The organism is Salegentibacter lacus (assembly GCF_020164555.1).
GTDB lineage: Bacteria > Bacteroidota > Bacteroidia > Flavobacteriales > Flavobacteriaceae > Salegentibacter > Salegentibacter lacus.
In genome coordinates, this window is record NZ_JAIQZB010000019.1 from 41,012 (window position 1) to 53,907 (window position 12,896).

At 40.5% G+C, this 12,896-nt stretch carries 3 protein-coding genes; all 3 read right to left on the minus strand.

All coding sequences use genetic code 11. From position 1 onward, the window contains the following. A partial coding sequence (locus LB465_RS14700; RefSeq protein ID WP_224470657.1) for an HYR domain-containing protein occupies window positions 1-543 on the minus strand: 543 nt, incomplete at its 3' end. Window positions 544-747: 204 nt separating this feature from the next. Next, window positions 748-10,899 (minus strand): T9SS type A sorting domain-containing protein, encoded by a 10,152-nt coding sequence (locus LB465_RS14705; protein WP_224470658.1) that lies wholly within the window; start codon window positions 10,897-10,899, stop codon window positions 748-750. Between the two features lie 331 nt (window positions 10,900-11,230). Beyond that, window positions 11,231-12,874 carry an L-glutamate gamma-semialdehyde dehydrogenase gene (gene pruA / locus LB465_RS14710; RefSeq protein WP_224470659.1) on the minus strand — a complete coding sequence of 548 codons (1,644 nt, stop codon included), beginning with the start codon at window positions 12,872-12,874 and terminating at the stop codon, window positions 11,231-11,233. Window positions 12,875-12,896 lie beyond the last annotated feature (22 nt).

A 12,896-nucleotide genomic window follows, 5' to 3' on the forward strand; every position in this document is an offset into this window, starting at 1 on the left:
AGAAGCAGGAGCATCATTTATTACCGAAGCAACTCCGCAATTGTCACTTGTAGTGGAGCTTCCCAGGGAAACATTGGTAGCATCACAGCTTCCAGTATCTGAATCTATTACTAAATCAGCCGGAGCTGTAATTGTTGGGACCTCGTTATCTTCAACCGTAACTTTTTGATTGGCATAAGCGGTATTTCCTGAATCATCTGTGACCGTCCAGGTTACTGTAGTTTCTCCTAGTGGAAAAGAAGCAGGAGCATCATTTGTTGGGCTATTAGTTGTTCCTGAGTATGTTGCATTTCCAAGATTAATATTTGTTTTTAGAGCAAAACATTCACCTGGTTCGTTAACTTCATTAATATCGGCAGGAGCGGTAATAGTTGGTTCTTCCTGGAGTAGAAAACCTACAAAAAATGATTTGTTTTCAATTTGCTTTTCGGATTTAGGTTTTTCAGGGCCATAATTAATATTAGCCAAAACAGTGTTTGCGGAAAGTATGCACAATCCGAAAATAAAAACCGCTAAGAAAAATCGGGGAGTAATTTTACCCATAGGCAACTTTATTGTTACAAAAGGTAAAATTACATATAAAAAATCTACTTTAACAAGAATTTAGGTGGAAATTTAAGATTTAAAGCCTTAAAAATCAGTTGAAAAACCATCTTTAAAGTTAAAATTATTTCTTTGTGGGAAAATACTTTCTTATTTTTAAAAACAAACTTTTCAGTTCTAACCTCAAGCAGTAGATTATAAACCTTAATCTTTTCTAATAATCACCTTTTTAGCATAGTTTCCTGCACTGGTATAAACCTTAACAATATAAACCGCCGAGCTTAAAGATTTTTTCTGCGGGATATGGATTTCCTTAACATCCGGTATTCCAAAATGTTGATCTACCAGTTGGCCTGCGATATTGTAAATGTTAATGTGCTCAATTTGATGAAGTTCGGGATTGCTAATTACAAACTCCCTGCTTTCAAGCGAGTAATAATAATCGATTGGTCCTTCATCAGGTTCTTTATCTTTTTTGATTGAGGTCACATCGTGAAAAACAATTTCATATAAATCCTGATATTCTCCCGCCGGTAATGTTGCTTTAAAAGCTTCTTTACGTAAATCGTGATAAGTACTATCGGTATTATCTCGCAAATAGATTTCGATGATATCGGGAACATTTTCAAGCTCTCCAATTTCTATACTAAATTCTTTTTCTTCGGTAATTTTAAGGCCTATTGGTAAATTTTGATCGAGATTGAAATGAGGCGCTCCCTGAATAACAAATTTCCCTTTTTGAATTAACCAGTACATATCTTCAGATAAATTGTCCATTAAAGGGGCATCGTAACCCAGGTCAAAGTCGTTGGTTGTGTTGGCATCTGCGGTTACAAGTATCTGACGCATATATCCCTGCGGAGAATTAAAATTCAGTCTTATCTTATACCTGGTATCTTTAGTGGTTACAGATTTTTGTTTTTTGCTGGGATAAATAGGTTTAAGGAAATAAGAGTCGGTAGCGTTAGCCTCAGTAACGAAAGCACGCTGAGCATTATTAAATTCTACATTTCCTCCGGTAATGGGAGGGATATTCTCAATTTCGGAATCAACCACGGTATTAATAAAGAAGCCTTGGCCAACGGGGACAAACTGCCCGGGTCTTTTATCATCCTTACTTCCATCGTTATTAATGCGTTCATCGCTGGAAGTTGCTGGAGCAGTGGCACCTGAAAGGTTAATCGTTGCATATCCGCCCACATATTCTCTTAGAATATGGGTGTTTTCCTCCCCAAAATGATTCCAGAAGTATAAGGCTCCATTGAAAATATTTTGAGTGTTTGTAGCACCAGATACTACATTTTTATCAAGGTTATCCAGAATAAATTGTTTGGCATCCAGAGCAGACGGATAAGGATTTCCGATCAAGCGGTTTTGATTTTCGCCAATACTTACTCCACTTATGGGCCCATTGTTGGGTAATCCCCTAAATACATAGTTTTGTCTTGTTATTATAGGTACTGCGCCTGAAGTTCCTTTCATAGTAAACCCGTCGCCGGTATTTAGGTGTCCATTTTCCCCAATCCATTTCCATTCTGCATAAACATCGGCAGTTCCAAAGAATTTAAAAAGCCAGTAGGAACTGATACGTTTATCACCTGTGTTAAAATCGTAATTATCGGCGTGCGTATGAGGATAGGCAAAAGAGATGTCTCCCGGAGCATTGGAATTGCTTCCGTCTCTTAACAAGTTCCGAATCGTTCCACCCGCGTTTGAAGTACCTGTACTAACAGGGAAACTCCAGTAGTTATAGTTATAAGAATTGGCTGTACCCTGTTGGTCTCTTTCCAGGTATCCGGAACTGCCGGTATCTACAATACTTCCAACATCCTGAAGCAACTGTGATTCACCGGTAAGGTCTATTACTCCATTTAAAAGAAGGTAATGACTAATACTTAAAAATTGCCCGGGATTGGTTTCATCATGATTTCCTGAGGGATTAAAAACATCCAGAGTTCCTGTTTCAGATTTTAAACCTAAAACCCTAATATCTTTATTGCCTGAATTAATATCGTGAGAGGTTCTTACTATATTCCAATCAATAGGGGTGTCATTTATACCATTACTATTTGGTGCATCCCATACATCAAAATGTGTCCAGGTATTATCGGTACCCCAATTTTGGCCGTCTATCCGGGAAGTGTAGGGAAGAGGTGCCGTATTTTCCTGAAAGGTTTCCATGTTAATAAGCCTTCCTGCGGTTGATGTATTTGCCAAATCTGGTGTGGTTCCCTCAGCAACCAAATCGGGATCAGCAAGCAGTTGATAATACCCGGCAAGATCAGCATAATTCGAGCCTGGAGAGGGCATGGGAATTTCAACTCCAATATTGGCATCATCCTGAAGGCGTTGGTTCATCAGAAACTGTATTTGTTCTTCTGAAATTGAGCCATTCCAAATCCTCACTTCTTCAATCCACCCGCTAAAATGATTTTCATCAGAGAATATTTGATCGTTCCACCTGGCGCCAATCAAGGTTTTGCTTCCGCCATTCCCAAGGTTGAAAATACCGTTTTCAATCCCGTCTACATACAACATACCATTGCTAACTGCAATATGATACCAGCGAGAATTAGGAATAATACCTCCTGGTAAATTTTCCATATTGATTTCAAAGTTAGGTCCGCTAATAATGGTTCCAGTTGATGCCTCGGGACGTATCCAGGCTTCTAAACTGTAGTTTCCATTATAAGTTTCACCTAGATCTACATAATCGTCTATACCATCGAAGTCCAGCGCTATACAGCCAATAAATTCGACAGTTTCTGATTCATAGATTATTTCACAACCTTCATTATTAATCAATTCACCGTTTTCATTGGTTTCAGTAGGTTCAAGCACCCAGTTTAGGGTATAGGCTCCAAAATCATCGGCAGTAAAAATTGCATCTGGATTGAACAACGGATCAGTTGTGTCTTCAGGATCTATATTGCTGAATTCGTAGCCCTCGGGGCCTTCAACTTCCCATTTTCCTATATATCCGTCATCAGTCGGGTAACTGGTGATATCTCCCTTTGCTTCACTGGTAACCACTGCACTTAATTTTGTGCTATATACTCCACAACTTCCTGTTTCTGCAACAATCTCTGAGGTATACTTGTCAAAAACAAATACTGAAATTGTCTCAGCGTTTTCTGCAACTTCGCAGGCATCCCCTTCTGAATTGAAAATTAAACGTGTTTTTACCTCAAAATTATTCCAGCCAATTTCTTTTGGCTCCCAAACTTCTGAAGCGTCGTAACCAATAAGTACTCCTTCAGGGTTATCCGGATCGGTATAATCCCTCCACTCCATACTTACATCTCGTGGTGCATCAGGCAAACCGATATCGTCTATCGTCCAAATATCACCATCCCTAGCTCCTAAATAATTAAATCGAATTCTCAAATTACTCTGACCCATAAAATTTCCAAGGTCGATACTAATATTGTTATTGGGATGCACGGATGTTCCAAAACTACCATAACTGCCACTGCTAAGAGGACCAGTTTTTTCATACAAAGGGTTTATTTCTTCGTCGTAAGAATCTCCACCATTTGTAGAAATTTCCACTCGAATTATAGCACCCTCAGTAAGATTGTATGCCTGGTTGAAACTTAGGATAGCCTGATCCATAGCTCCAAGGTTAAAGACCGGGGTTTCTAAAGTTGAAGGATTATCTCCCGAAACTATGGCGAAACCTTTGTTTCCTTCCGCACCAGAACTCCATTCCTGTTCCGAAACTGCATTTGAATTAATATCTGCTGTAATAAAACTTTGTGGGTTCGTGCGCAACCATTTATCTGGTCTTGTATTATTGGCACTTGAGTTAAAATTAAATTCCGTACTGCCATTTCTATCCGTAATCCGCCATCCATGATTGGTAATGGATGAGTTGTCAAAAGCGCCTCCAGTAAACTCAGAACTAGATTCATAACCTGTTCCAGAAGATAGGGTCACTTCCTCCCCAATACAAACAACTTCCGGATTAACTTCTACTGGAGTAGGCTTAATATCCGAAGGAATGACAGAAAGTATGGCGGTATCAGAAAAAACATTTGTAGAGCAAGCTCCACCGTAGATTTCAACCCTGAAAATGGTGGTTTCATTTATATTAATGGCTTCTATTTGATCAGCCGAAAGGCTGTTGCCGGTGTACACATCTCCGTTTTCCATTACAGTTGACCAGGAAGGAGCCGAACTGCTGCGATATTTCCAGGCTACTACCGCTCCTATATTTTCAGACAATTGTAAGGGCACGGCATAATTAGAGCCTGCATTTTCACAAATGGTAAATATGCGGTCAAAACTCGCAAAATTTAATTCCCCTCCTTCTGAAATTGGATCTATAGTGATGTTGAATGTTTGGCTAACATCATCACAAACTCCTTCACCTTCAATAAAATACTGTATAGTGTGAGTGCCAACGATGGCTTCATCAGTGTAATTCCAACTTATTGCACCGGTTTGGGTATCTAATTGGGCAGCACTTAAAGTTTCACTACTAAAAGTTCCTCCCGATTCAAAATTTTCCGAAGCAACAGCAGCAAATTCATCCGTTATACAATATTCTTGTTGAGTATATGCAAAATTAGCATCAGATTTTTTATTTATAGTTAACGTAAAATCAAAAGATACCGGTTCACAACTATCCTCTTCTGCATCAATGTAATCCACCGTGTTGGTAACAGTAAATGTAGCTTCACCGCTATTGGTTATGTTGATTTCCCCGGTTTCAACATTAAGAGAAAGGGAAGCTCCTTCAATTGTTGAAGTAAAGCTGAAAGAACCTAAAACGGCATTTGTAGTTAGTGTAGGTGAAATTGTTAGTGGATTTTCAGGATCTGAACAAAATTCCTGTGCCTCGTAAGTAAAGTCGGGAATTGGTTTGTCATTTATCGTAATTTCGAAATTGGCTGTTACTTCGGTGCATCCATCCTCGTTTTCCCCGGAATAATCTATAGTTCTTGTAATAACATAGGTTCCTGCATTACTGTTAGAAAGATCTATCGAACCGGTTGCAGCATTCAGGGCTAAACCTGCAGCATTGGCGGTAAAGGTTTCAGCACCTGCATGATCTTCCGTAGCGGTGAGGACAGGATCTGTGTTTTGAGCAGGGTCTCTTGTGTCTTTACAATATACTTCAGCATCATATTCAAAATTAGCAGTGGGCTCTTCCCCAATTACAATGGTTAAGGATTGGCTCTCTATGGGCTCACATAATGCATCAGGGGTGGAATATACAATTTCGTAAGTTCCAATTGTACTGGTAGAGGGCTCTATAATTCCTTCAGAGTTTATAGAAAGTCCTGTTTCGGGCGTAACTGTAAAAACTCCTCCCTCAAAAGCATTTTCGCCATCTAAAGTTGGTATTTTTAAAGCTGTATCGGTCTCACAAAACTCGGAAGCAGAATAGCTGAATTCGGTAATAACCGGTAGAGGTTCAATAGAAACTGTTTTCTGAGAAGTTATCTCTGGACAAGTTGAATTTCCATATGCTCTTAGGGTTAAGGTGACCTCTCCCGATTCGTCCGTTCCGAGAGTATAGGTAGCATCGGTTAAAGAGTTGGCATTGCTAATTTCGCCGTTGCCGTCATGTTCCCATATTATAGAAGAAAAATTTTCTGCACTGGCTTCATCGGTAATTAAAAATGAGGAAGTTGAATAGCAAACGCTAAAAGATTCTCCGGCGACTGCGGTTGGGGGTGGACTTATAGTTAAAACCCCGGCGCCGGTAGTAATTGTGGAACAGGAGTAACCATCAGGTCCTTCTATATAAACCGCATATTCTCCTGCATTATCTGTATTAACAGAAGGTAAAATGAGGGTACTGTTATTTTCTCCTGCTATTTCATCCCCATTTTTAAGCCATTGATAAATCACATCACCTCCCGTTGCAGTAGCAGCGACATTAAAGGTAACCTCGTCTCCCACGCAAACATCCTGATCCTGAGGCTCGGTTTCTACAGTGATATTTTCATCAACGGTAAGAAAAACTTCGTCCGATTGAACGGTCGAGCAGGAGGCAGCACCCGAAATTATTGCATAATATCCTCCATCATCGGCAGAGGTGGCGGGGGAGATCTCTAGGATAGCCGAGGTGGCTCCGGCAACTTCACTGTCGTCACTTTTGTACCATTGATAAGTTAGGTCGTCTCCGGTAGCGGAAACTTCAAATTCCACGTTTTCTCCGGAACATACTCCAAGGCTAAAAGGTTGGGAATTGATTATAATTTCTTCATTAATGGTTATTTCAGTGGTAGTAGTAACTGCTTCGCAACCTTCAGCGGTGGGGATGGAATATGTAACCTTGTGAACTCCTGTTGTACTTGCTGAAGGAGTAATTGCACCTGTTGCCGAATCAATTTCCAGGCCGGGGGTTCCTGTAAAGTTTCCATTTTCATAATTTCCCACACCATCTGTATAATTTACTGTAAAGGAAGTTGAATCGTTGCTGCAGAAGGAAACTTCATTATAAGAGATTACTACAGATGGAACTTCTGTGATAGCTACAGTAGTTGTGGCTATTACTTCATTACAACCTCTCGACGAGGGAATGGTATAGCTAACGGTATAGGAGCCCGGTTCACTTTGATCTGGTGTTATTTCTCCCGTCGTTTCGTTTATAGTCAAACCAGTTTCGGCTGAGAAGCTGCCGTTATCAAAAGCACCGGCTGTGTTGATAAAGGTTACGGCAGCTTTTGCTGCATCAGATTCGCAAAATGGGCCGTCATTATAGATTATTTCTACGGCAGGTTGTTCGGTAATGGTAATTTCGGTTGTTGCTATTACTTCATCACATCCATCGCCATTGCTATTGAGAGTATAGGTAATTATATAGGTGCCGGGTGTGCTACTGCCCGGTGTAATTACTCCCGAAGATAAAATACTAAGTCCTTCAGGTGCCGAAAAAGTTCCGCCTGTAACTGCCCCTGAACCAGTAATGGTTGGATCGTAAGTTGAAGCATGGGATGTGCATAGTTCCGTTGCAGTATAGGAAATTTCCGGTGCCGGAATTTCAGTGATGGTAATCTCGGTTGTTACCGGTACTTCACCGCAACCTTCTCCTGCGGGAGTGGTATAGGTAATGGTATAATCTCCGGGAGTACTTGCCGAAGGATTTATGACACCTGTTTCAGCGTTAATATTTAATCCTGTTGTAGATGAAAATGTTCCGCCTTCATAAGCTCCTGTTCCAGTTAGTGTTGCAGAATAGCCCGTGTCATCTGAAGAACAAAACGGGGCATCAGGATAACTGATTTCAGCTGTTGGAAGTGCAGTAATTGTAACTTCAGTATTTACTGCTACTTCCCCACAACCTCCCGATGCCGGAATAGTATAAGTGACAGTGTATGTACCTGGATCAACCTGAGCAGGAATAAAGGAACCATCCCCTGAAACTATTTCTGTACTGAGATCTCCAGAGGCAGTAAATACACCTCCAGTATAGGCATTTTCTCCCTGCAAGGTCGCCGCTCCAGTCGATTCATTTAAAGAAGTACAATAAGGCCCAGAATATGAAATAGTAGCTGTAGGTGTTTGAGTAACTACAATTTCAATAGAACTATCTAAATTAGCTGAACATCCCGGTGTATTATCGGTGTACGCCGACGAAACTAATGTAATGGTAGTGGTTTCAGTTAATTCTCCGGTAGAAAGAATAGTGCTGGCTGTGGTGCCATCGCCTAACCCTAGTTGAATAGTCTGATTATTTCCCCCTATTGAATACCCCACGGTAGTTTTTGGTGTTCCAGTAATGGTGAAATCGGTTGAAGTGCCGGTGCAGGTAGTGGTGATTTCTGAAGAGATATCAGCTGTGGGATCATCACGAAAATAGATGGTCATTTGGTCTTGACCAGGGCCACAAGCTCCCTTTGGTGCCTCGGTAGTTAAAGTAAGTGTTACTTGACCAGAACTAATGTCATTAAGGCTTGGCGTATAGGTGGTTGATACTGATTCGGTGTTCTGGAATTGACCAGATCCATTTGTGGTCCAGGTAGGTTTTAGATTTCGATTACTTCCGGCAAAGCTATAGGAACCATCTAAGTTTATAGCGGCCTGAATAGAACATACTTCCTGGTCTGGTCCTGCATTGGTTAAAACATAATCATCGACAGCAATTCCTGAAAGAGTAGACCAGTTACCAGGTCCACAGACATTCCACCCTCGCACTCTAATTTCTTCATTATCTCCATAATTTGCGTTTGCATTCACCTTTACATTAATTGAAGTCCCCTCAGGCTCATTGGTGATTTCCCAGCCCGTGGGCAATTCCCATTCATAATAATTTGCTGCATTAACAGGAACAATTGAAAAGGTTATATCATTTGTAGTAGGAGGACAAATTGAGTTGTTAGAAAGGTTTGATGTTATTGCGCCGGGTACTCCTGGAGCTCCGGTTGTAACCTCAATATTCTTAATTTTTGCTAAACTTTCTCCGCAACTATTTTCTGAGCTAACAGACACATCTCCTGAGGTGGTAGAAGCACTGACAGTAACTAAATTTGTTCCCTGCCCGCCGGTTATTGTCCAACCTGTAGGGAAAATCCAGTTATAAGTTTCTGCATCGGCAACCGCTGAAACCGAATAAGTAAGTCCGGTACCTGAAGAGCATACCGCTTCGGGTCCCGAAATTTCCCCCGGCATTTCGGGAGCTGGTGGGTCTATGTTTACCGCCAACGAGCTTTCGGGTCCGGTACCACAGGAGTTGATTGGTTTTACTGTTACGTTTCCATTTTGACCATAATCGCCGGCAGTTACTGTTATTGAATTCCCGTCAGTAGCCCCACTTATAGTCCATCCCGTTGGTACGGTCCAGGCAAATTCTTCTGCCTCAGCAGGGCCAGATACCGAAAATTCCAGTTGATCTCCGGGACAATTAACATCATCAGTGTTTGCGTAGACAATATCAATGGATCCTGCACTAACAGGAGTACCATCTTTAACCGCGACAGCAAAAGTTTGGGCGGTACTGTTACCACAAGAGTTACTTGCTATAACTGATATATTTCCACTTCCTGAGCTGCCGGTTTGCACCGTCACCTCGGGAGTTGTGGTGGTTACAGGATTTCCGTCAGCCCAACCTGTGGGAAAATTCCAGGTATATTCTTCGGCATCTGCTACGGCAGTAATTGAATAAGTTTCCGAAGTTGCCGGGCAAACTTCATTTGCTCCGTTAATACTTCCCGGAGTTGCAGGAGCATCAGGATTAACGGTAACTGTAATTTCTCTGCTTATACCGTTACCGCATTCGTTCGCGGCCTCTACAGAAATAGTTTTATTTCCCGAACTGCTAAAGCTAATATCGGCCGAAGGAATAGTTGTTGTAACTGTGGTGGTTCCATAAGTCCAGTGGTATTCATCGGCACCGGCAATTTCAGCAATGGAAAAAGTATAAATTTCATCCGGACAAAGGTTATCGTGCGTAGTAGTAAATTCCGGTTGATCGGGAATACCTTCATTTACTTTGACTGTTGTAGTTTCCTTTTCACTGGTTCCACATTCATTAACCGCCTGAACCGAAAGTTCATGATTGCCGGAAGAATTTATAGTTAAATTTATATTTGTTTGGGTAGTTGTTTGAGTAGAACCATTAGGTAAAGTCCAGAGGTATTCTGTGGCATTTGTAACTCCAGAAATACTATAATTTTCCTCTTCTCCCGGACAAATCAAGGTTGGAGTTGAAATTGCACCTGGTTGAGCAGGAGTACCTGGTTTTATACCCAGGGTAATTGTATTAGTGCTAATAAAATCGTCAACACAAGGTGTGCCTGAATCTACTTTTAAGGAAATTTCATCATTGACTGATGGTGCATAGGTAAGTGTATTGCCTGTTTTAGGTGATGGAAATGAATTTCCATTGAGTAACCATTCATACTGTGCACTGCTTCCACCGTGATTACTTATGGAATTTATGGAATAAACAGCTTCTTCCCCGGGACACACCGCTGTTTTGTTAGCTTTTATACTTACAGAACCTTCTTTTTTCTCGTAAACAGTTATAATTGCAGAGGCCGGGCTTTGTTCAATAGCTTCTTTTTCAGTATCGCCATTACAATAAGTTACCGACAGCCGGAACCTGTTACTGCCAATAGCTGCATTATAATTGGTTAGATCTTTACTCGTAGCTCCTGGAATATTATTCCAGACACCATTGTTCACACTTACTTCCCAGTGGTAAACATAAGCAATATTGGGATCTGTTGGTGAAACCGTACCCGTGAAAGAAATGGTTTGATCATCACAAACTGTAGATTCAGAATTGGTTGAGATAGTAACTGAAGGTGGATTATCGGTACAATTCTGCCCAAACCCATTCCAGGAATTTAATAGAAATAGAGAAAATATAAATAATATAGAAAGTAATTTTTTTCCCATAATTTTAGAGCGTTAGAATATGAATTACGTAGGGATACACAGTTAAGTGGCTGGAGACTATAAGTCTCTGGGGCAGGGGTGCTTAACGATTAAAAATACTACTTTAATGGATTGTTTTTCTGAAAATTCGTTAAAGCGGAACTTTACTCGATTAAAGTTCTGTTTTACGATTTTTCCTACAACAATATTCTAAGATTCTGAAAGCCAGTATATTATTTTTAAAATGGGAATATGCTTGGAGAAGATAATTTAATTGGTGGATGAGATAATTTAAATAAAAAAAACCGCAGCTTTTGCTGCGGTTTTACCTTGAAACTATATTCTTACAAGATTATTCTCCCAAAAATGGGTATCTGTAATCTTTTGCTGGTACAAAAGTTTCTTTAATTAGGCGAACTGATGCCCATCTAAGAAGATTCATTTTAGAACCGGCTTTATCGTTAGTACCGCTGGCACGTGCACCACCAAATGGTTGTTGTCCAACTACAGCTCCGGTAGGTTTATCGTTAATATAGAAGTTACCTGCCGCATTCTGTAGTAAGTCAGTTGCCAGGGCAGCCATATAACGGTCTCCAGAGAATACTGCTCCTGTAAGTCCGTAGATACTGGTGTTGTCTACAGTTTTAAGAAGGTCTCTCCACTTTTCTTCACTATAGTTTTTATCATCATATACATAGATTGTAACAACTGGTCCAAATAATTCGGTTTCCATAGTTGTATAATGAGGATCTGTAGTAAGAATTACTGTAGGTTCAATAAAGTAACCTTTAGATTTATCGTAATTTCCTCCAATGACTACTTCAGCATCTTTATCTTTTTTAGCTCTGTCGATGTAACCAGCTAATTTATCGAATGCTCCTTCGTGAATAACCGCATTAATAAAGTTAGACATATCTTCAGGAGATCCCATTTTAAAGGATTCTAAATCGGTTTGTACAAAATCTTTGATCTCTGGCCAAAGGCTTTTTGGGAGATAAACTCTAGAAGCTGCACTACATTTTTGTCCCTGGTATTCGAAAGCTCCCCGGGAAATTGCAGTGGCAACTTCTTTTGCATTGGAGGTTGGGTGTACAACAATAAAGTCTTTCCCACCAGTTTCTCCTACAATTCTTGGGTAGGTTTTATATTTATTGATGTTGTTGCCAATTTTACCCCAAATTCCTTTAAATACAGTGGTGCTACCGGTAAAGTGGATTCCTGAAAAATCAGGACTGTCAAGTACGGCGTTGGTAATCATTTCAGGATCTCCCATAACCATGTTGATTACACCATCTGGTAAACCAGCTTCCTGGAATACTTCCATAATCACCTGTGCGGAAAAAATCTGGCTATCACTAGGCTTCCAAACAGCTACATTACCCATTAGGGCTGCACTAGAAGGAAGGTTTCCGGAAATAGCAGTAAAGTTGAAAGGTGTGATAGCGTACACAAAACCTTCCAGTGGTCTGTACTCCACGCGGTTCCAGTTTCCGTCAGAAGATTCTGGTTGCTCGTTGTACATATCTGACATATATTCTACGTTGAAACGTAAAAAGTCACATAGTTCACAAGCCGAATCGATTTCTGCCTGGTATATATTTTTGGACTGCCCAATCATCGTGGCAGCATTAATTCTTGATCTATAAGGACCTGCAATAAGGTCGGCTGCTTTTAAGAAAATCGCAGCGCGTTGTTCCCATTCCAGTTTTGCCCATTTCTCTCTGGCTTTTAAAGCTTCGTCTATAGCTTGATCTACATGCTTTTTCTTGGCGAGGTGGTATGTTCCTACTTTATGTTTGTGATCGTGAGGAGGACGAATATCTGCTGTGTCTCCTGTTTTTATTTGTTCAGATCCAATATAAAGTGGTACTTCCATATTGGAATTATAAAGATCTTTATAAGTGAGTAAAACTTCTTCTCTTTCCGGGCTTCCCGGAGCATAAGATTTTACTGGCTCGTTAACCGCCTGTGGAACGTGAAAAAATCCTTTTCCCATAGTTATTTCGTATTTTTTTGGT

What these genes read in the sequence shown, in the direction of transcription:
- LB465_RS14705 (WP_224470658.1), bottom strand. Translation starts at nt 10,899, where the DNA reads ATGGGAAAAAAATTACTTTCTATATTATTTATATTTTCTCTATTTCTA.
- pruA (WP_224470659.1), bottom strand. Translation starts at nt 12,874, where the DNA reads ATGGGAAAAGGATTTTTTCACGTTCCACAGGCGGTTAACGAGCCAGTA.